The organism is Nocardioides sambongensis (genome assembly GCF_006494815.1).
Taxonomy (GTDB): Bacteria; Actinomycetota; Actinomycetes; order Propionibacteriales; family Nocardioidaceae; genus Nocardioides; species Nocardioides sambongensis.
Window position 1 is genome coordinate 2,487,116 of record NZ_CP041091.1, and the last position, 19,411, is coordinate 2,506,526.

The window sequence follows — 19,411 nt, forward strand, 5'->3', positions numbered from 1 at the left end:
GCGGGGTCAGCCCACCCAGAAACCCCGTCCGCCGAACCAGTCGCCGTAGCTGCCGGGGCCGCCTCCGGCACCTCCGGAGCCACCCGGGCGGCCGCGTCCCCGGGAGCCGAGGTAGGAGCCGACCACGGCGGCGCCGAGGTCGTCGGCCTCCGGCGCGATCACCGATCCGTCGACCCGGCGCGCCATCTGCTCGATGAACCGGGCCAGCCCCGGATCCTCGCCGAGACGGAAGAAGGTGGTCTGTGCCCCGAGCCGCCGCGCGTTGTCGAGCTCGCGGACCGCCAGCGCGATCGTCATCGGGTGCGGCGGGTAGTCGAAGTAGACCTGGCCGTCCGGCTCCAGGTGCGAGGTCGGCTCGCCGTCGGTGACGATCAGCAGCACCGGCTGGGCGTTGGGGTGCTTGCGGAAGTGACGGTTGGCGAGGAGGAGCGCATGGTGCAGGTTCGTGCCCTTGGCCCACCGGGCGTCCAGCGCGGTCAGCTGCTCGATCCGCATCGTCTCCGCATGACGGCCGAAGCCGATCAGCTCCAGGTCGTCGCCCCGGAACCGGCTGCCGATCAGGGTGTGCAGCGCCAGGGCCGTCTGCTTCATCGGCACCCAGCGACCGTCCATCGCCATCGAGAAGCTGGTGTCCACGCAGAGCGCCACCGCCGCCTGGGTGCGCGCCTCGGTCTCGGCGACCTCGATGTCCTCCACCGACAGCCGCGGGCCCGTCGGGTCGCCGGCACGGCGGATCATCCCGTTCACCATGGTGCGCGGGATGTCCCACGGCTCGGTGTCGCCGAACTCCCAGGACCGGGTGGCGCCGGAGAGGTCACCGGCGGCGCCGGCGCGGCGCAGGTCGCGCTGGCCCTGACGGCCCGACATCCGCTCGGCGACGTCGCGCAGCAGCGCCTTGCCGAGCTGGCGCATCGCCTTGGGGGTCAGCCGCAGCTCGCCGTCGAAGCCCCGTTCCATCGCCCCGGACTGCCGCAGCGCCCGCTCCAGCTCCTGCAGCTTGCGGGCGTCGACGGAGGCCTGGTCGCCCAGCTGTCGGGCCAGCTTGTCCAGGTCGACGTCGTCGAGCCGAGCGCCGCCGTAGGACTGGGAGAGCTGGTCGGCGAGCGCGTCCAGGTCGGCGAGGTCCTGCAGCACTCCGGTGCCGTCACCCAGCCCGAGTCCCTGGTCGCCGTCGCCGAACTGCTGGGAACCGTTCCAGTCCTCGCCGGGCCGCAGGCCCATCAGGTTCTGGTCGAGCCGGTCGAGCTGCTCCATCAGCGCCGGCGAGCCGAACGCCTGCGCGGAGAGCTCCATCAGCTCCTGGCGCTGCTCGGGGCTCATCGAGTTGAGCATCCGCTGAGCGGCCGCGGAGCGCTCGGCGAGGGTGTCCAACAACTCGTCCAGGTCGCGGGGGTCCTCGGGGAAGTGCTGGCCGTGCTTGGCCATGAACTCCGCGAAGTCCTCGGGGGTGTCAGTGCCCGCGGCCCGCTTCTCCAGCAGGTCGTTGAGGTCGGAGAGCATCGCGTTGATCGCGGCCCGGTCGCCGTCGGTGGCGTTCTCCAGGGCGTTCTTCATCCCCGCGAAGCGCTGGTCGAGCATCTCCCGTCCGAGCAGGTCCTTGATCTGCTCGAAGGCCTCCCGGGCCTCCGCGGAGGTCCAGTCGTAGTCACCCAGCTCGGTGACGGCCGCCGCCGGGGAGTCCGGGAGGTTCTGCATCCGCATCTCCCGGAACGCACGGTCCCCCTCGTCCATCATCGGGTCGCGGGCGAGCTGCTGGCGCTCGGCGAGCACCGCGCGGTCGAGCAGCTCCTTGACCTCGTTGAGGGTGCCGTCGAGGTTGTGCTGGGCGAGCAGCTCCCGGCGCCGCTCGGCGACCCGGCGGGCGAGGTCGTCCAGACCTGCCTGGTCCTGGCCGCCACGACGCAGGAACTCCTGCATCGCCCGCTCCGGGCTGTAGCCGGCCATCACGTCCTCGCCGATCGCGTCGAGCGCCTCGGCGATGTCGACCGGCGGCGCGAGGGGGTCGCCCCCGTCGTACCGCTTGAAGCGGGTCAGGTCCGCCATCAGCTCACCCGTAGACCGTCTCGGTGCCGCGCTCGCCGGACTGGGTGTCCTTGCCGATCTTGCGGGCCAGGAAGAGTCCCTCGAGGGCGAGCTCGATCGCCGCCGCGCGCTGGCCGTCGTTCTCGCCACCGCCGGGCCCCAGCACCCGCTCGCAGATCTCGTCGTAGAGCTCGGACTCGCCGAGGACCGGCAGACCGGCCAGCACGTCGTGCCCGGTCACGTGCTCCCCGGTCACCACGGTCGCGCCCTCCTCGATCGCCTCCACCAGCAGCGCGAAGTCCAGGCCCCGGAAGGTGCCGCGCACGGTCTCGGCGACCGCGGTGCGCAGCAGGTGGGTCAGGATCTCCGCCTCCCTGCCCTCCTCGCCGGTCTCGAACTCGATCTTGCCGCCCAGCACGTCGACCGCGGTCTCCAGGTCGACCACCCGGGCCACCGCGTGCTCCTCCCGGTGCAGGGTCGCCCGGCGCAGCGCGGCCGCGGCGATGGTCTCCGCCCCGGCGATCGCGAACCGGGCGGAGACACCCGAGCGCTGGTCGACCGAGGAGGACTCCCGCAGGTTGCGGGTGAACCGGGCCAGGATCTCGACCAGGAAGTCCGGCACCTCGACCAGCCCGTCGAGGAGGTCCGCCTCCTGGCGCACCACGGCGACCTCGGCCTCGAGCTCGGTCGGGTAGTGGGTCCGGATCTCCGCCCCGAATCGGTCCTTGAGCGGGGTGATGATCCGGCCGCGGTTGGTGTAGTCCTCGGGGTTGGCGCTGGCCACCACGAGCACGTCCAGCGGCAGCCGCAGGACGTAGCCGCGGATCTGGATGTCGCGCTCCTCCATCACGTTGAGCATCGCGACCTGGATCCGCTCGGCGAGGTCGGGCAGCTCGTTGATCGCCACGATGCCGCGGTGCGACCGCGGGATCAGCCCGAAGTGGATGGTCTCCGGGTCGCCGAGGGAGCGTCCCTCGGCGACCTTCATCGGGTCGACGTCGCCGATCAGGTCGGCGACGCTGGTGTCGGGGGTGGCCAGCTTCTCGGCGTACCGCTCGGAGCGGTGCACCCAGGAGACGCGCAGGTCCTCGCCGTGCTCGGCGACGGCGGCCTTGGACTGCACCGTGATCGGCTCGTAGGGGTGCTCGCCGAGCTCGGAGCCGGAGATCACCGGGGTCCACTCGTCCATCAGCCCGACCAGGGTGCGCAGCAGCCGGGTCTTGCCCTGCCCGCGCTCGCCGAGCAGCACCACGTCGTGGCCGGCGATCAACGCCCGTTCCAGCTGTGGGACGACGGTGTCCTCGAAGCCGTGCAGGCCCGGCCACGGGTCCTCGCCCGCGGCGAGCTTGGCGAGCAGGTTGTCGCGCAGCTCGGCGCGCAACGGCTTGAGGACGTGGCCGGAGGCGCGGAGCTGGCCGAGGGTGGCCAGGTCGGGTGGGGCGGGCGCGGCAGGTGCGACGGTGTGCGGAGAGGTCACCACTCCACGCTACTGCGCGACGCCAGCCCCTGGCGGTGGTGACCAAGGTCCCTGGAGGTCGGCCACGGGTGCGACGACGATGGGGAGCGCAGGCCGGCGACCCCGGTGTCGCCGCCGGAGGAGGAGACCATGACCGGCACCGTCGAGCTGGACCGGGACGAGTGCGCCCGTCGTCTCGGCCTGCGGGCCCATGCCCGGGTCGCGGTCACCACGCCGTCCGGCCCGCACCAGATCCCGGTCACCCACCTGGTCGACGGGACCTCGCTCGCCTTCGCCACCACGCCCTACTCGGTGCTCGGCACCTACGGCCGGGACGCGATGGTGGCGCTGGAGGTCGACGACGTGGACGAGACCACCCGCTCCGGGTGGAGCGTGGTGGTCCGCGGGCGAGCGCACCCGGTCACCGACGCCTCCGCCGTCGCCCGGATCCGGTCCCTGGGCCTGCAGCCGTGGGCCGGCGGCTCCCGCCCCTCTTCCTGCGGCTCCTGCTCGAGGAGTGTGAGCTGACCGGGAGGCTCGTCGGCGTGCGACCCGGTGACGCACACTGACACCCGTGCCCACCGACCCGAGCCGACCGGCGCCACTGCCGGCCTCCACCGGCGCACTGCTGGACGCGATCCTGGCGATCTCGGCGGATCTCGACCTGCCCTCGGTGCTGGAGCGGATCATCCGCTCCGCGGCCGAGCTCACCGGCGCCAGGTACGGCGCGCTCGGGGTCCTCGACGCGCCCCGGCCCGAGGAGGGGCTGATCGAGTTCGTCACCACCGGCCTGACCCCCGAGGAGGCCGCCCGGATCGGCGAGCTGCCGCGTGGTCGCGGGATCCTCGGCCACCTGATCCGGCACCCGACCGCCCTCCGGCTGCCCGACCTCTCCCGGCACCCGGACTCGGTCGGGTTCCCGCCCGGCCATCCGCCGATGACCAGCTTCCTCGGAGTGCCGGTGCGGGTCCGCGGGTCCGTCTTCGGCAACCTCTACCTGACCGAGAAGGCCGGCGGCCGGGCGTTCGACGCCGACGACGAGACCCTGGTGACCGCCCTGGCCGACGTCGCCGGTTTCGTGATCGAGCACGCGCACGCCTACGGACGCAGCGAGCAGCGCCGCCGCTGGCTGGAGGCATCGGCCCGGGTCACCGCGGTGGTCGACCCGGACGGTACGACGAGCGCCGCCGTGCAGGAGATCGCCGCCGCCGCGCAGGCCGGCGCACGCGCCCGGGCCGCCGCGCTCCGCCCCGCCCCGGCGGGCGCACCCGCACCGGCACCGACGGCGGCCGTCCCCACCGTGGCCGCCCCCGAGGCCGACCGCGCGTGGGTGGAGCGCCTGCTGGGCGTCGTACCACCGGTGCCGGATGCGGACGGGACCGAGCTGGTCGAGCACGAGGTGCAGGGACACCTCGTGGTGCAGCTGGCGCTGCGACCGCACCTGGCCGACGGCGGCACGCTCGTGGTGATCGACCCGCAGATCGAGCCGGGCGACCACGAGTGGCGCGACCTGCTGCTCTCCTTCGCCGACCACGCCGCCCTGACCCTGGACCGGCTGCGCGCGCTCGCCGACCGCGCCGAGCTGGCCGTGCTCTCGGACCGGGAGCGGATCGCGCGCGACCTGCACGACCTGGTGATCCAACGGCTCTTCGCGACCGGACTGCAGCTGCAGGGCACCGCGATCGCCGCGCCGACGCAGGTGGCGGCCCAGCTGGAGCAGGCGGTCGATGCCCTGGACCAGACCATCCGCGACATCCGCGGCACCATCTTCGAGCTGCGGCGCCCGCCCGCACAGTCCCTGCAGGCGGCCGTCCGGGCGCTGGTGCGCGAGCTCGAGCCGACCCTGGGCCTGGTGCCCGAGCTCACCGTGAGCGGGCCGGTCGACACCCTGGTCGAGGACGACCTCGCCGAGCCGGTGCTCGCGGTGTTGCGCGAGGCGCTGACCAACGTGGCCCGGCACGCCGGGGCGACCCGGGTGCGGGTCTCGGTCGACGTGGATGCCGACCGGCTGGTGGCGCAGGTGACGGACGACGGGGTCGGGCTCCCCCCGGGACCCCGGTGCGAGAGCGGGCTGGCCAATGCCCGCAGACGGGCCGACGCGCTGGCCGGTGCCTGCACCGTCGGCCCGGCCGACGGCGGCGGCACCGTGCTGCGCTGGTGGGTGCCGCTGCGGTGAGGTGGTGCCGCCCGCCCGGCCTCAGTGGCCGGGGCCGAGCAGCCTGGTGGCGAGCACCGCGGCCTGGGTGCGCCGCTCCAGCCCGAGCTTGGCCAGCAGCACCGAGACGTAGTTCTTGACGGTCTTCTCCGCCAGGAACATCCGCTCCCCGATCTGCCGGTTGGTCAGGCCCTCGGCGATCAGGCCGAGCAGGGTCAGCTCCTGCTCGGTCAGGGCGGCGAGCTCGGGGGCGCGGCTCGTCGGGTTGCGCACCCGGTCGAGCACCCGGGCGGTCAGCGCCGGGTCGATCAGGGAATGACCGGCGGCGACCTGGCGGATCGCGTTCACCAGGTCGTTGCCCTTGATCTCCTTGAGCACGTAGCCCGCGGCGCCGGCCATGATCGCGGCGAAGAGCGCCTCGTCGTCGTCGTAGGAGGTCAGGATGAGCGCCTGGATCCCCGGATCGACCGCGCGCACCGCGCGGCAGACCTCCACGCCCGAGCCGTCCGGGAGCCGACCGTCGAGCACCGCCACGTCCGGCCGCAGCGCCGGGATCCGGGCGCGTGCCTCGGCCGCGGTGCCGGCCTCCCCCACCACCTCGATGTCGCCGCCCGCCTCGAGCAGGAACCGGAGTCCCTGGCGGACCACCTCGTGGTCGTCGAGCAGGAAGACCGTGATCGGCGTGCTCATCTCCCCACCCTCTCACCGGCGCCGGCCAGGGCCCCGCGCCGGGGCCGAGGTCCACCACCCGGTCCACCCGGTCGAGCCCGACCGGGTCGTGGGTGATCCACAGCACGGCGCGCTCCGCCGGCCCGGTGAGCACCTCGGCCGCGATCTGCTCGGCGGTGGCGTGGTCGAGGTGGGCCACCGGCTCGTCGAGCACCAGCACCGGCTGCTCGGCCAACAGGCACCGGGCGATGGCCAGTCGTGCCCGCTCCCCGCCGGAGACGTCGGCATGACCGTCGCCGACCCAGGTGTGCAGGCTCTCGGGGAGGGCGTCCAACCAGTCGCCGAGCCGGGCCGAGCGCAGCGCGCCGGCGACCTCCTCGTCGGTGGCGGAAGGTCGTGCCAGGCGGACGTTCTCGACCACGGTGCTGGCGAAGACGTGCGGATCGTCGTCGACCAGCCCCACCCGCTCCCGTACGACGTCCCCCGGCAGCCGTACCAGGTCGACCCCGCCGAGCCTGAGCGTGCCCTGCTCCGGCAGCAGGTAGCGCATCGCCGCCGCGGCAACCGTGCTCTTCCCCGACCCGGAGCGACCGACCAGGGCGACCCGCTCGCCCGGCGCCAGGGTGAGGTCCAGGCCGACCACGGCCGGTCGCTCCCCCCACCCGACGGCGACGTCCTCGAGGTCGAGCCGGCTGCCGTCCGGCGCCGGCGACGGCTCGGCGGGCTCGGTGACCCGCGGTGGGGTCTGCTCGATCGCGGCCAGCCGCTCCCGGGCGGCGGCGCAGCGGGCGGCCAGCGCACCGGCCTCGGGCAGCCCGGCGGCCACCTCGCCCAGAGCCAACGGCAGCAGCACCAGCAACCCGACCAGGGGTCCGCTCAGCGTGCCCTCGGCGTGGGCGTCGCCGGCGATCAACGCGACGCCGGCCACCGCGGCGCCGGTGCCGAGCAGCACCAGCGCCCGGCCCACCGCCAGGCCGCGCGTCGCCGACCGGACCGCAGCCGCCCAGGCGTCCCCGGCCCGGGCGACGGCGCGCACACCGAGGTCGGTGCGCTGCCACATCTCCAGCTCGCTCGCCGTCTCCAGCAGGGTCACCCCGGCCTCGGAGACGCGGGCGCGCGCGGCGACCGCGTCCCGCTCGGCGCGGGCCGAGGCCGCCCGGGCCAGCAGGTAGGCGGCCGCGGGCGGGACCGTGGCCCCCACCGCCACCACGACGGCCGCCGCGGGCAGCACCCACCCGGCGAAGGCGATCGCGACGGCCACCGTGATCAGGTAGCCGCGGACCGGGATCCGCACCCGGATCTCCTCGTCCACCACCACGTCGACGTCGTCGACCACCCCGGCCAGCAGGTCGCCGCGGCGTCGGCCGAGCGCGCCGGGGGTGAGCGGCACGAGGGCGTCGTACATCTCCACCCGGCGGCGGGCCAGCAGCCGCAGCGCGGCGTCGTGGGACCAGAGCCGCTCGACGTAGCGCAGGACCGGCCGGCCGATGCCGAACGCGCGGACGCTGACCACGGCGACCAGCAGGGTGAGCACCGGCGGGTGGGTGGACGCCTGCACGATCAGCCAGCCGGCGGTCGCGGTCAGCGCGACGCCGCAGACCGAGGCCAGCCCGCCCAGCACGGTCGCGCCCCACAGGCCGCGGCGCGGATCGGTGCTGTCCGGCTCGTCCGGGTCCTGCGCGGTGCGCGCCCGCTCCGGCGCCGCCACCGGAACCGGAGCGGCGGCACCGGCCGCACCGGCCGGCAGGGGCGCGTGCGGGCTCAGCTCCAGGACGTGGTCGGCACGGTCGACCAGCTCGGGCCGGTGAGCCACGACGACCACCGCACGGTCCTCGGCCAGCCCGGTGACCACCTCGGCGATCACCGCGGAGGTCTCCTCGTCCAGGTGCGCGGTGGGCTCGTCGAGCAGCACCCACGGGCGGTCGGCGAGCACGATCCGGGCCAGCGCCAGCCGGGCGCGCTCCCCCGCGGACAGGTCGGCACCGTCCTCCCCCAGGGGTGCGTCCAGGCCGGCGGGCAGCGCCCGGATCCGGTCGGCGAGGGCGACCCTCCCCAGCACCTGCCAGAGCCGCTCGTCCGTCGCGTCGGGCTCCGCCACCCGCAGGTTCGCGCCGATGCTGCCCGGGAGGAAGACCGGTCGCTGCGGGAGGAGGGCGATGTCGCGGCGCCAGGCCTCGCCGCCGACGGGGGTGCCGTCGCGCAGCAGCCGTCCGCCGGTCGGCTCGAGCAGTCCGGCGATCACGGTGAGCAGGGTCGACTTGCCGCACCCCGACGGACCCACCAGGGCGGTGAGCCCGCGGGCCGGCACCACCGCGTGCACGCCGTCGAGCGCGGCCACGGACCGTCCCGGGCGCAGCACGGACACCCCGTCGACCGCCAGCGGGGCGGTGGGATCCCCCGATCCCCGACGGCACCGCCGGTGCCGGTCACCGCTGCCGCCCGCTCCTCCAGGTCGCCGATCGCCGCGAACGTCTCGGCACCCTCGGCGCTGGCGTGGAACTCGGCGCCGACCCGGCGCAGCGGCCAGTAGGCCTCCGGGGCGAGCAGCAGCACCACCAGAGCCGTGGAGAGTTCCAACCCGCCACCGGCGAGCCGGACGCCGACGGTGACGGCGACCAGCGCCACCGACAGCGTGGCGACCAGCTCGAGCACCGCCGAGGAGGCGAAGGCGGTGCGCAAGGTGCCCAGCGAGGCCACCCGGTAGCGGTCGGTCAGGGCGCCGATCCTGGGCGACTGGGCGCGGGCGCGGCGGAAGCCGACCAGCGTCGGCAGACCCCGTACGACGTCCACGAAGTGCCCCGACAGCGACTCCATCGCGCGCCACTGCGCTGCGGCACGGTCCCGGGTGGCCAGTCCGACCAGGGCCGCGAAGACCGGGACCAGCGGCAGGGTGAGCACCACGATCAACGCGCTGAGCAGGTCCTGGGTGGCGATCGCGACCACGGTGAGGGCCGGCACCACCCCGGCCAGCACCAGCGCCGGGAGGTAGCGGGTGAGGTAGGGCTCGGCGGCGGCCACGCCGCGGCCGAGCAGGGTCGCGGCGGCACCGGTGCTGCCGACGTCGGCGCCGTGCGCGCGCAGCCTGGCCAGCGCCGACCCGCCGCGGCGGCGCAGGTCACCGGAGACGGCGGCGGCCGCACGGGCCGCAGCGGTGTCGGTCAGTGCTCCGGCACCGGCCCGCAGGGCCAGCAGCGCCACCACCGCCAGCGCCCAGCCGCCGACGGTCCCGGTCGCGGTCGCGTCGTCGAGGGCAGCGACGATCAGGCCGGTGATCACCCAGGCCTGGACGATGACCAGGACCCCGGAGACCACCGCCGACCCGAGCAGCGCGACCAGCGCCCCGCGGGCGCTGCGCAGCTGGCGCAGCACCCGCGGGTCGGTGGGACGCACGGCGCCGCTGGACGACCTCGTGCTGTCGGCCACGCCTCAGCCGTCGGCCGGGCCGGCGGCCAGGGTGGCCTGCGGGATGTGGTGCACCGCGATCCGCTTGCGGAAGACCCAGTAGGTCCAGCCCTGGTACAGCAGCACCAGCGGCGTGAAGACCACCGCGACCCAGGTCATGATCTTCAGCGTGTAGGCGGTCGCCGCGGCGTTGGTGGTGGTCAGCGAGGTGCCGTCGGCCAGCGTCGTCGGCATCACGTCCGGGAAGAGCGCCACGAAGAGGCCCGCGACGGCCATCCCGATCGCCAGGAAGGTGCCCAGGAAGCCCCAGCCCTCCCTGCCCTGCGCCGCGGCGAGCAGTCCGCCCACCAGCGCCAGGGCGGCCAGCACGAAGAGCACCGCCGATCCGGCGCTGCCGCTGTCCACCTGGGTCCAGACCAGGAACGCGACGGCCAGCACCGCGGCCACCGCACCCAGGCGCAACGCCAGGCGTCGCGCCTCGAGCCGGATCGGTCCGTCGGTCTTGAGGCCCACGAACAGCGCGCCGTGCACCAGGAAGAGGCTGAGCGTGGTCAGTCCGCCGAGCAGCGCGTAGGGGTTCAGCAGCTCCCAGAAGCCGCCGACGTACTCCAGGTCCGCGTCGATCTTCACGCCGTGCACGATGTTGGCGAAGGCCACGCCCCACAGGAACGCAGGGACCACGGAGCCGAAGAAGATCGCGATGTCCCAGCGCTTGCGCCAGGTCGGGTCGTCGCGCTTGGCGCGGTACTCGAAGGCCAGGCCGCGCACGATCAGGGCCACCAGGATGAGCAGCAGCGGCAGGTAGAAGCCGCTGAAGAGCGTGGCGTACCACTCCGGGAAGGCCGCGAAGGTCGCGCCGCCGGCGACCAGCAGCCAGACCTCGTTGCCGTCCCAGATCGGGCCGATGGTGTTGATCATGACCCGGCGCTCGGGCGCTTCCGAGCTCTTGCCGCCGAGCACCGGCAGCAGCATGCCGACGCCGAAGTCGAAGCCCTCCAGGCAGAAGTAGCCGATCCAGAAGAAGGCGATGACGATGAACCAGACAGTGGTGAGTTCCATGGTGATTTTCTCCGTTCCGTCGGCTCAGTAGGCGAAGGCCAGCGGCCGGTCGGGATCACTGTCGTCGTCGCGTCGTTCGGGTTCGGCGAACGGCTCCGCGCCCTTGCGGATGTAGGTGAACAGCAGCTTCAGCTCGACGACCGCGAGGGCGCCGTAGAGCAGGGTGAAGACGATCAGCGAGGTGAGCACCTCGGCGGTCGTGGTGCCCGGCGAGACGGCGTGCTCGGTGGTCATCAGGCCGAACACCGCCCACGGCTGGCGCCCGGTCTCGGTGAAGATCCAGCCCATCGAGTTGGCGAAGAGCGGCATCAGCGGGAGCGCGACCGCCACCGGCAGCCAGAACCTGCCCTTCGGGGTCCGGCCCTTGCGGGTCACCCAGAGGATCGCCGCCGCACCGAGGGCTCCGGCGACGCCGAGGCCGATCATCCAGCGGAACGTCCAGTAGGTCAGCGGGATGTAGGGGGTGTAGTCACCCGGCGAGTAGTAGGTGGCCCCGGGATCCTGCCCGTAGGTCTCCATGTACTGCTCGCGCAGGTCGTTGATCCCCTCGACCTCGCCGTCCCAGGTGCCGGTGGCCAGGAAGGAGAGCAGGTGCGGCGAGGTGATCGCCCACTTCTCCTCGCTGCCGTCCGGCGTACCGACGGTCAGCCAGGAGAACGAGGCCGGCTGCTCGGTCTCGTAGAGCGCCTCGGCGGCCGCCATCTTCATCGGCTGCACCTCGGTCATCACCTTGCCCTGGAAGTCGCCGCTGACCGCGACGCCCAGCCCGGCGATCAGCACCACCCAGGCACCGCTGCGCAGCGCCTTGCGATACATCGGGCCGTCCTCGTCGAGGGTGGCCGGGGCCTCGGCACCGCGCTTGCGGATCAGCTGCCAGAAGGCGACCGCGACCACGAACGCCCCGGCGGTCATGTAGGCGGCGAAGAGGGTGTGCGGGAAGGTCACCATCTGCACCTTGTTGGTGAGCACGGCGACGATGTCGGTCAGCTCGGCGCGCCCGGTCTCGGGGTTGAACGCGTAGCCGACCGGGTGCTGCATCCAGGAGTTGGCCGCCAGGATGAAGTACGCCGACATCAGCGTGCCGATGTGGACGATCCACATGCAGGCGGCGTGGAGCTTGCCGGGGAGCCGGTCCCACCCGAAGATCCACAGGCCCAGGAAGGTGGACTCCAGGAAGAAGGCGAGCAGGCCCTCGATGGCCAGCGGTGCCCCGAAGACGTCACCGACGAAGCGGGAGTAGTCGCTCCAGTTCATCCCGAACTGGAACTCCTGCACGATCCCGGTCACCACGCCGATCGCGAAGTTGATCAGGAACAGCTTGCCGAAGAACTTGGTCAGGCGGAGGTACTCCTGCTTGCGCGTGCGGAGCCATGCCGTCTCGTAGGCCGCCACCATCGCCGAGAGCCCGATCGTGATCGGGACGAAGAGGAAGTGGTAGACGGTCGTGATCGCGAACTGCCAACGTGCGATGTCCAAGGGATCCACCTTTGTGAATCTATTCTCAAAGTCTGCTTGTGCATAAGTCCGCAGGACCTGTGGTCGTGTGACCTTGGTCCCTCAGGGACTCTTGCAGCAGTCCCTCGGGACTCTTCGCCACGCATCAACGTCAGCGATGATGCCACCACCACACCGGACGAGGGAGAGCATCGATGGGCGTTTCCGAGGAGGCCGGGCGACTCGGCCGGCAGGCAGACCGCAGCGACTGGACCGATCGCGCCGCCCGGGCGGGGCTGGTCGCCTACGGCGTCGTCCACCTGGTGATCGGCGTGCTGGCGGTGCAGCTGGCGTTCGGCGACCGCTCCGGCTCCTCCGACGCCACCGGCGCGTTGCAGGCGCTGGCCGAGCAGCCCTTCGGGAAGCTGATCCTGTGGATCGTCGTCGTCGGGCTGTTCCTGCTCGTGCTCTGGCAGGCGCTGGAGGCCGCTGTCGGCTTCCGCGACGAGGACGGCCTGGAGCGCGTCCGGCACCGCGTGGCGGCCGCGGGGAAGGCGCTGGTCTACGGGTTCCTCGGCGTCACCGGGGTGCAGATCGCGTCCGGCTCCGGAGGGGGTGGTGGCGGCGGCACCGACTCGATGACCGCGAAGCTGATGGACGCCCCCGGCGGCCAGCTGATGGTCGGGGCGGTCGGCGTCGCGATCATCGGGTTCGGCGGCTACCTGGTCTGGCGGGGATGGTCCGACAAGGTGCCCGAGGACCTCTCCGCGTCCGGCACCCGCACCGCGGGGCGGATCGCGGTCGGCCTGGGCCGGGTCGGCCACACCGCCAAGGGTGTCGCCTTCGGGATCGTCGGGGTGCTCTTCGTCAACGCGGCGGTGCAGCACCAGCCGAAGGAGTCCGGCGGACTGGACCAGGCGCTGCGCGAGGTGCTCGACCAGCCGTTCGGCCCGGCCCTGCTGTGCCTGATCGCCGCCGGGATCGGCTCCTACGGTCTCTTCGCGCTGGCCCAGGCGCGCTACTTCACGCGGTAGCGCGCCCGGGCTCCAGCTCGCCTCAGCGCGCCAGGAGCACGGCCGAGCCGTGCCCGAAGAGGCCCTGGTTGGCGGTGATGCCGACCTTGGCCCCCTCCACCTGACGGCCCGTCGCCTGCCCGCGCAGCTGCCAGGTGAGCTCGCAGACCTGCGCGATCGCCTGGGCGGGCACCGCTTCGCCGAAGCAGGCCAGGCCACCCGAGGGGTTGATCGGGATCCGGCCACCGATGGTGGTCTCGCCGGCGCGCAGCAGAGCCTCGGCCTCGCCGCGCCCGCACAGCCCGAGATCCTCGATCCAGTCCAGCTCGAGGGCGGTGGAGAGGTCGTAGACCTCCGCCACGTCCACGTCCGTCGGCCCGATCCCGGCCTCCTCGTAGGCGGCCCGGGCGATCGACTCCTTGAAGGTGAGGTCGTTCGCGCCGGTGACCGCCGAGCAGTCGGTGGACAGCAACGGCATGTCGATCACCGTGTTCGGGAACGTCGGGGTGACGGTGGAGACCGCCTCCACCCGCACCGGGTCCACCAGACCGTGCTTCTCGGCGTAGTCCAGGCTGGTCAGCACCACCGCGGCCGCGCCGTCGGAGGTAGCGCAGATGTCGAGCAGGTGCAGCGGGTCGGAGACCACCGGCGAGGCGAGGACGTCCTCGACCGACGACTCCTTGCGGAAGCGCGCGTTCGGGTTCTCCAGGCCGTGGCGCGCGTTCTTCACCTTCACCTGGGCGAAGTCCTCGCTGGTCGCGCCGTAGAGGTCCATCCGGCGGCGCGCGTAGAGCGCGAAGTACGCCGGGTTGGTCATCCCGAGCAGCCGGAACCGCAGCCAGTCCGGGTCGTTCCACCGCTCACCGGCGTTCGGCGCCAGGAAGCCCTTGGGCGTGGTGTCCGCCCCGACCACCAGCGCGACGTCGCTCAGCCCGGCCAGGATCCGGGTGCGGGCGGTGTCGATGGCCTGCGCACCCGTCGCGCAGGCCGCGTACGACGTCGCGATCCGCGCGCCGTTCCAGCCCAGTGCCTGCGCGAAGGTCGAGCCCGCGACGTAGCCCGCGTAGCCGTTGCGGACGGTCTCCCCGCCGACCACGAAGTCGACGTCGGACCAGGCCACGCCGGCATCGCTCAACGCCGCGCGGGCGGCGTGCACGCCGTACTCGACGAAGTTGCGGCCCCACTTGCCCCACGGGTGCATGCCCGCGCCGGCCACGGCGATCGCGTTGCTCATCAGGCCACCTCCGCCTGCTCGTCCGAGACCGGCTTCCAGCGCCAGATGCTGCGCTCGCCGGTCTCGTCGGTGTTCAGGGTCTCCACGACCACCTCGACCTCGTCGCCGACCTTCAGGTCGGCCACGCCGAAGCCGTCGGCGACCTGGCCGAGGACGACGAGGCCCTCGGGCAGCTCGACCGCGGCCAGCGCGAAGGGCTGGAACGGATCGGTGGCCGGGACGAACGGCGCCGGCGGCTGGTACTGGGCGTCGGTGTAGGACCACACCACGCCCCGGCGGGAGAGCGGGACGGTCTCGTTCTCGGTCCCCGAGCAGGCCGGGTTCCGGCAGAAGCTCGCGGCGTCGGAGGACACCGGCGGAAACACCAGGTTGGCGCAGTCGGTGCAGCGGGACGCGAGGAGCGTGGGCTCCTCCCCCGTGGTGAACCAGCCGTCGACGGCGGGCGTGGCGGTCATCTCTCTCCCTGACTCTCCCGGACTAGAACTCGTTGCACCGTAGATCCAATCCGCGCCGCTGTGGGCGGATGTCCTGCCCAGCGGACACGGACCGCACCACGCTCAGCAGGCCGGCCGGAACGCCTTCGCCGCCGGTCCGCGTCGGGTCAGCGCGCCGAGGGTGAGGGCGATCGTCACCCGGTCGGTCGGGATCAGCAGGTGCTCGGAGAACGCCGCGGGGCACTTGTCCTGGATGGTGACGTTGGTGGTCCGCGGGCCGGGCTTCAGATAGCCGGAGGTGTGCGGAACGACGACCTCGTCGTAGCGCGTGGTGATCTGGGTGTAGCTGACCCGCCCGGGCGTCTCGTCCCCGGCGTTGAGCCGCTCCAGGAACGCCGAGCCCGCCGTCTGCTGCTGGCAGGAGACGCAGATCAGGCCGATCAGCCGGTCGGTGAGCGCCTGGGTCGGCGCGAGCAGTGCGGTGCCGTGGTTGGACGGGGCGATGCCGACCAGGTCGTCGACGTACCGGGTGCCGCCGAGGAACTTCAGGTAGTAGCGCGGCATCATCCCGCCCTGGGAGTGGCCGACCAAGGAGACCTTCGCGGCCCCGGTTGCCCGGCGGACGCGGGCGACGTACCGCTTCAGCTGGCGGGCGGAGGCGACCACGTCGTCGGTGCCCCGGTTGCCGTAGTCGAGCGAGAAGACGCAGAAGCCCTTCGCCAGCAGGGCGGCCGACAACGGCTCCAGCAGGTGCCGCCGGTCGCCGAACGTGCCGTGCACCAGCACCACCGGCGTCGGGCGCCGGGCGGTCGGGGCGCACGTCCAGTCGTTGACGCCGGCGACGTCACCCTCGGGGGCCGTCGGCAGCTCGGGCAGGACGGTCTCACCGGCCGCCGCCGGCGACGCCGGGGCCAGGGAGAGCAGGACGGCGAGCGAGGCGAGGACGGCGAGCGGCCAGGCGATCACGGGGCGCATGCCCTGCCCAACGGCCGAGCATGACCGCGGTCACGCGTGGTCGTGCTCAGCCGTTGTCGGCGCCGCCGTTGCCGCCGCGGTTGTTGCGGTTGTTGCCGCCGGCCGGCTTCGGCTGCTCGCAGACCACCGAGTCGGACGCGGTGTAGGCGGTGTGGAACTTCTCGGTGTGGTGGACGTCGTCCTGACCGGGCTCGCGGAAGACCCGGGTCACGTCGATGTCGAAGCCGGACCACCCGGTGTGCGGCTCGCAGTCCGGGCTGGTGAGCGTCCGGGTCGCCGGGGACCGGTAGTTGTAGCGGTCGGACTGGCGCGACTCGATGTCCCACACCTTGGTGGAGTACATCTCGACCAGCACGACGCCCTGGGAGGAGTAGGTGCTCGGGGTGACCTTGGCGTGGATCAGGACGCCGTGGTCGGTGTCGTTCTTGAACCGCAGGTCGACCGTCGGCCAGGCAACCGTCGCCTCGCGGCCGACCGGGTAGCGGTCGATGTAGAACGAGTGCGGCTTGTGCTCGACGTCCTCCAGCCCGGCGAAGAACATCGCGTTGAACAGCGTCGTCGCCATCTGCGAGACGCCGCCGCCGAGGTCCTGCTTGAGGATGCCGTCGGAGATGATGTAGCCGCTGGTGAACCCGTTCTCGACGGTGCGCTCCCCCACGGTGTCGTTGAGGGAGAAGGTCTCGCCCGGCTTGAGCAGGGTGCCGTCGACGATCTCGGCGGCGCGCCCGATGTTCACGTTGCGGTAGTCCGCGTGCGGGTAGTAGGTGGTGAACGAGGAGACCTTGCGCCGCACGCCGAGGTCGCGGGCGTCGGCCGTGGTGAAGTCGGCCTCGACCACGGTCGCGGCGACCTTGCCCGAGCGCTGCCCCTCGGGAGCGGCGACCAGCTCCAGGAAGACCTCGCTCACGTCGTCGGGGTCGAACTCGACGCCCGGCTTCGCCGGGACCACCTTCGGCTTGCCGTTGACCAGCTCGACCGTCGCGTCCACCGGCTCCCCGCGGGTGGTGGCGCCACGGACCAGCTTGGCGAGCTTCTTCTGGTCGACCTGCCCGACCAGCTCACCGTCCTCGGGCACCATCGAGAGCGCCGGACCGTACTGCCGGGGCTGCAGGCGGACGTCGGACCTGCCGAAGCGCAGGGTGACCGCGGCGCTCATCGCCGGGTTGGCGAACGAGTCGAGCCCTTCCTGGAGGTCGGCGTCGTCGATCTCCGGCTCCGCCTCGACCACGGTCAGCTCCGCGGTCTCCTCCTCGCCCAGGAACGCCGCCTCGATCGCGTCCAGCGCGGCGTCCGGGTCGATCGCCTCCCCGGCGACCGGGTCGGTGGTCTCGACGCCGCTGCGGGTGAACCGCACCGCGCCGTCGACCGGCGGGGTGCCGAGACCGTCGGAGAGCTCGGTCAGCGTGTCGTCGAGGGCGGCCTCGTCGTACTCGACCACCGCGTCGACCTCGCCGCCGCCGGTGAAGTAGTCCCACTGGCGCGCCGGGCTCCAGCTCTGCTCCGCGCCCGCCTCGTCGACCGTCGCCGCGTAGTCGACGGCCAGGCCGAGGTCGGCCGGCTCCACCGTCACCGTGCGGTCGTCGGGGTCCCCGTCGGCACGGCCCACGGAGAGCTCGATCGGCTCCTCGGCCCGCGGCTCGAACTCGTCCTGCAGCGCCTCGGTCGCCTCGTCCGGCGTCATCGCGCCGATCTCCACCCCGGAGACCGTGGTGCCGCGGGGCACCTTGTCCCCGCGAGCGCGTAGGCACCGACGTAGGCGCCGGCCAGCAGCAGGACGAGCAGGACCACGAGCACGACGACGAGACGACCGCCGGGTCGTTCGCGCGTGGACTCGGTTGCGTCCTGCTGCCAGAAGCTCACGTCCGGCATCCTAGGAAACCGGGGCCCCCGACCCTGAATCGTGAACGCGACGGTCGCCGGCGACCGGGTCCGGGTCGGGGCGGTGCCGAAGCCCCACCAGGCCCCCACGAAGACCAGCGGGACCGCGATCAGCAGCCCGTAGCCGACCAGGTCGCCGGCGACCAGGTAGTCCCCCTCGGTGCGCGACGCCGACAGCACGAGGACCGCCGCGCTCCACCCGGTCGCGAAGGCGAACCGGCGCCACCAGCCTCCACCGAGGGCCACCAGGGTGGCCGCTGTGGCGGCCAGGCCGAGCACCAGGCCCCAGCCGGTGGCGTGCACGCCGACGGTGCAGATGCCCACCCCGACGCCGAGGAGGGCGGTCAGGCAGGCGATCACCGCCCGCCCCAGTAGCCGACCGGCCACGTCCGTGCCCGCCCTCAGGACGGCGCGATGCCGGCGAAGAGGTCGTCCTCCCAGCCGTTCGGGCCCGTCGGCCCGGCGGCCCCCTTGACCAGGGTGAACTGCTCGAGACCGAACGCCTCCGCGCCGACGTTGTTGGAGAGCGCGAAGAACGGGCCGTCCGTGGTGATCTGGGTGGGGTAGGCGCGCAGCGCGTCCATCTTGGCGTCCAGGTGGGCGCAGGCGTCCACCTCGGCGGTGATGTCCTCGTCCGACCGGAACATCGGCGGCAGGTCGCCGTCGGGGTCCATCCCCTCGAAGCTGGTGGTGTCGCCGGCCTCGCGCAGCTTGCGCAGCCCGTCGCGGATCCGGGTCTCGGAGATGGCACCCCAGTAGATCTTCGCGATCTCCCAGGCCTCCCCCAGGTCCCTCCGGTACGACGGCGCGGCGGCCAGCTGCGCGGCGTACATCGCCACCCGGTGGGCCTGGATGTGGTCGGGGTGGCCGTAGCCGCCGAACTCGTCGTAGGTGACCAGCACCTGCGGCCGCACCTCGCGGATCACCGCGACCAGGTGCGACGCGGCCTCGGTCAGGTCGGCGTTCCAGAAGGCGTTCGGGTGCTTCGCGATGACCTCCGGGTCGCCGACCGCGTGCCCGTCGGCGTGCCAGGCCATCCCGGAGTCGCGGTAGGTGCCGAGGCCGCCGAGGAAGCGGTGGTCGGTGACCCCGAGCGCGGCCATCGCGTTGGCGATCTCCCCGGCCCGGTGCTCGCCGAGCTTGTCGTCGCGGTCGGCGGCGAGGTGCACCAGCTCGGGCACCAGGATCTCGCCCATCTCCCCGGCGGTGCAGGTGACCAGGGTGACGCCGCGCCCCTCGGCGACGTACTTGGCCATCGTGGCGCCCTGCCCGATGGACTCGTCGTCGGGGTGGGCGTGCACGAGGAGCAGCCGGTGCCCCGGCGTGGAAGTCATGGGCCTCAGCCTAGTGACCCGCCCCGGGACGCTTGATCCGCTTCGGCTGCTCGGGCAGCGGCATCGGTGCGGGCGGCAGCTCGACGTGGGTGGCGTCCGGCTCCTCGAGGTCCAGCCAGCCGTCGTAGGACTCGACGAGGAGCTCGAGGACGACCTGCGGGGCGTCGGTGACGACCGCCCAGGGGTGGCCCTCCTCGTCGTCCTCCCCGGCGAGACGCTCGCGGGCGACCTCGGCGGCGAACCCGCCGCGGACCAGGGAGAGCGCCGCCATCCGTGCCTCGTCCTCGTCGAAGAAGATCCCGCGCATGGCTCCATCATCGCGCACGGCCCTCGGCTACGGTGACCG

Annotated in this window: 17 protein-coding genes and 2 pseudogenes; 4 read left to right on the plus strand and 15 right to left on the minus strand. The window is 73.1% G+C overall.

What is annotated here, in order from left to right; translation table 11 throughout:
* Positions 1 to 6: 6 nt before the first annotated feature.
* Both FIV43_RS11730 and FIV43_RS11735 read right to left on the minus strand, forming a co-directional pair.
* A complete protein-coding gene (locus tag FIV43_RS11730) occupies positions 7 to 2,043 on the minus strand; it encodes a vWA domain-containing protein (protein ID WP_141014279.1) in 2,037 nt (678 codons plus the stop codon).
* Positions 2,044 to 2,047: 4 nt separating this feature from the next.
* Positions 2,048 to 3,499: a MoxR family ATPase gene (locus tag FIV43_RS11735; protein WP_141014280.1), complete on the minus strand. Its 1,452-nt coding sequence runs from the start codon at positions 3,497 to 3,499 to the stop codon at positions 2,048 to 2,050.
* 129 nt (positions 3,500 to 3,628) lie between these two features.
* Here FIV43_RS11735 and FIV43_RS11740 point away from each other — a divergent pair, with 129 nt between their 5' ends.
* Entirely contained in the window at positions 3,629 to 4,006 is a 378-nt protein-coding gene (locus tag FIV43_RS11740; RefSeq protein ID WP_141014281.1) for a pyridoxamine 5'-phosphate oxidase family protein, read from the plus strand.
* A gap of 46 nt (positions 4,007 to 4,052) precedes the next feature.
* Entirely contained in the window at positions 4,053 to 5,654 is a 1,602-nt protein-coding gene (locus FIV43_RS11745) for a GAF domain-containing sensor histidine kinase (protein WP_141014282.1), read from the plus strand.
* A 21-nt stretch (positions 5,655 to 5,675) separates the two neighbouring features.
* On the opposite strand, the gene FIV43_RS11750 is transcribed toward FIV43_RS11745, so the two are convergent.
* Positions 5,676 to 6,323: a response regulator gene (locus FIV43_RS11750; RefSeq protein ID WP_141014283.1), complete on the minus strand. Its 648-nt coding sequence runs from the start codon at positions 6,321 to 6,323 to the stop codon at positions 5,676 to 5,678.
* Between the two features lie 142 nt (positions 6,324 to 6,465).
* A pseudogene (cydC, locus tag FIV43_RS22375) lies at positions 6,466 to 7,887 on the minus strand (thiol reductant ABC exporter subunit CydC); the annotation flags it as partial.
* Between cydC and FIV43_RS22380 the strand changes: the two are divergent.
* Entirely contained in the window at positions 7,790 to 8,110 is a 321-nt protein-coding gene (locus FIV43_RS22380; protein WP_231123097.1) for a hypothetical protein, read from the plus strand. The pseudogene cydC and the gene FIV43_RS22380 sit on opposite strands and share 98 nt — an antisense overlap.
* Before the next feature lie 140 nt (positions 8,111 to 8,250).
* On the opposite strand, the pseudogene FIV43_RS22385 reads toward FIV43_RS22380, so the two are convergent.
* The 4 genes and pseudogenes from FIV43_RS22385 to FIV43_RS11765 form a co-directional block, all read right to left on the minus strand.
* Positions 8,251 to 8,640, minus strand: a pseudogene (locus FIV43_RS22385) (ATP-binding cassette domain-containing protein); the annotation flags it as partial.
* Positions 8,541 to 9,725 (minus strand): ABC transporter transmembrane domain-containing protein, encoded by a 1,185-nt coding sequence (locus FIV43_RS22390; RefSeq protein WP_231123099.1) that lies wholly within the window; start codon positions 9,723 to 9,725, stop codon positions 8,541 to 8,543. The pseudogene FIV43_RS22385 and the gene FIV43_RS22390, both read right to left, overlap by 100 nt.
* Before the next feature lie 3 nt (positions 9,726 to 9,728).
* Positions 9,729 to 10,763: a cytochrome d ubiquinol oxidase subunit II gene (gene cydB, locus FIV43_RS11760; RefSeq protein WP_141014284.1), complete on the minus strand. Its 1,035-nt coding sequence runs from the start codon at positions 10,761 to 10,763 to the stop codon at positions 9,729 to 9,731.
* Between the two features lie 24 nt (positions 10,764 to 10,787).
* Positions 10,788 to 12,248, minus strand: coding sequence for a cytochrome ubiquinol oxidase subunit I (locus FIV43_RS11765; protein WP_141014285.1), 1,461 nt, complete (start codon positions 12,246 to 12,248; stop codon positions 10,788 to 10,790).
* A gap of 164 nt (positions 12,249 to 12,412) precedes the next feature.
* Between FIV43_RS11765 and FIV43_RS11770 the strand changes: the two genes are divergently transcribed.
* Positions 12,413 to 13,231 (plus strand): DUF1206 domain-containing protein, encoded by an 819-nt coding sequence (locus FIV43_RS11770; protein ID WP_141014286.1) that lies wholly within the window; start codon positions 12,413 to 12,415, stop codon positions 13,229 to 13,231.
* 22 nt (positions 13,232 to 13,253) lie between these two features.
* Here FIV43_RS11770 and FIV43_RS11775 read toward each other — a convergent pair whose 3' ends face one another.
* The 7 genes from FIV43_RS11775 to FIV43_RS11805 all read right to left on the minus strand — a co-directional run bounded on the left by FIV43_RS11775 (position 13,254) and on the right by FIV43_RS11805 (position 19,372).
* On the minus strand, positions 13,254 to 14,444 hold the full coding sequence (locus FIV43_RS11775) for a lipid-transfer protein (protein WP_141014287.1): 1,191 nt from the start codon (positions 14,442 to 14,444) through the stop codon (positions 13,254 to 13,256).
* Positions 14,444 to 14,899, minus strand: a complete 456-nt coding sequence (locus tag FIV43_RS11780) for a Zn-ribbon domain-containing OB-fold protein (RefSeq protein ID WP_141014288.1) — start codon at positions 14,897 to 14,899, stop codon at positions 14,444 to 14,446. Before FIV43_RS11780 ends, FIV43_RS11775 begins: the two co-directional genes overlap by 1 nt.
* 102 nt (positions 14,900 to 15,001) lie before the next feature.
* On the minus strand, positions 15,002 to 15,853 hold the full coding sequence (locus FIV43_RS11785; protein WP_141014289.1) for an esterase/lipase family protein: 852 nt from the start codon (positions 15,851 to 15,853) through the stop codon (positions 15,002 to 15,004).
* Between the two features lie 46 nt (positions 15,854 to 15,899).
* Positions 15,900 to 17,576, minus strand: coding sequence for a VanW family protein (locus FIV43_RS11790; RefSeq protein WP_181407464.1), 1,677 nt, complete (start codon positions 17,574 to 17,576; stop codon positions 15,900 to 15,902).
* Positions 17,531 to 18,118 carry a hypothetical protein gene (locus FIV43_RS11795; RefSeq protein WP_141014291.1) on the minus strand — a complete coding sequence of 196 codons (588 nt, stop codon included), beginning with the start codon at positions 18,116 to 18,118 and terminating at the stop codon, positions 17,531 to 17,533. Before FIV43_RS11795 ends, FIV43_RS11790 begins: the two co-directional genes overlap by 46 nt.
* 14 nt (positions 18,119 to 18,132) lie before the next feature.
* On the minus strand, positions 18,133 to 19,065 hold the full coding sequence (mshB, locus tag FIV43_RS11800) for an N-acetyl-1-D-myo-inositol-2-amino-2-deoxy-alpha-D-glucopyranoside deacetylase (RefSeq protein ID WP_141014292.1): 933 nt from the start codon (positions 19,063 to 19,065) through the stop codon (positions 18,133 to 18,135).
* Between the two features lie 10 nt (positions 19,066 to 19,075).
* The gene (locus FIV43_RS11805; protein WP_141014293.1) at positions 19,076 to 19,372 is read right to left on the minus strand and encodes a hypothetical protein; all 297 of its coding nucleotides are present in this window, start codon (positions 19,370 to 19,372) and stop codon (positions 19,076 to 19,078) included.
* Between the last annotated feature and the right edge of the window lie 39 nt (positions 19,373 to 19,411).

What these genes read in the sequence shown, in the direction of transcription:
- FIV43_RS11785 (WP_141014289.1), bottom strand. Translation starts at nt 15,853, where the DNA reads ATGCGCCCCGTGATCGCCTGGCCGCTCGCCGTCCTCGCCTCGCTCGCC.
- FIV43_RS11730 (WP_141014279.1), bottom strand. Translation starts at nt 2,043, where the DNA reads ATGGCGGACCTGACCCGCTTCAAGCGGTACGACGGGGGCGACCCCCTC.
- FIV43_RS11775 (WP_141014287.1), bottom strand. Translation starts at nt 14,444, where the DNA reads ATGAGCAACGCGATCGCCGTGGCCGGCGCGGGCATGCACCCGTGGGGC.
- FIV43_RS11780 (WP_141014288.1), bottom strand. Translation starts at nt 14,899, where the DNA reads ATGACCGCCACGCCCGCCGTCGACGGCTGGTTCACCACGGGGGAGGAG.
- FIV43_RS11805 (WP_141014293.1), bottom strand. Translation starts at nt 19,372, where the DNA reads ATGCGCGGGATCTTCTTCGACGAGGACGAGGCACGGATGGCGGCGCTC.
- cydB (WP_141014284.1), bottom strand. Translation starts at nt 10,763, where the DNA reads ATGGAACTCACCACTGTCTGGTTCATCGTCATCGCCTTCTTCTGGATC.
- FIV43_RS22380 (WP_231123097.1), top strand. Translation starts at nt 7,790, where the DNA reads ATGCCGAACGCGCGGACGCTGACCACGGCGACCAGCAGGGTGAGCACC.
- FIV43_RS11770 (WP_141014286.1), top strand. Translation starts at nt 12,413, where the DNA reads ATGGGCGTTTCCGAGGAGGCCGGGCGACTCGGCCGGCAGGCAGACCGC.
- mshB (WP_141014292.1), bottom strand. Translation starts at nt 19,065, where the DNA reads ATGACTTCCACGCCGGGGCACCGGCTGCTCCTCGTGCACGCCCACCCC.
- FIV43_RS11740 (WP_141014281.1), top strand. Translation starts at nt 3,629, where the DNA reads ATGACCGGCACCGTCGAGCTGGACCGGGACGAGTGCGCCCGTCGTCTC.
- FIV43_RS11750 (WP_141014283.1), bottom strand. Translation starts at nt 6,323, where the DNA reads ATGAGCACGCCGATCACGGTCTTCCTGCTCGACGACCACGAGGTGGTC.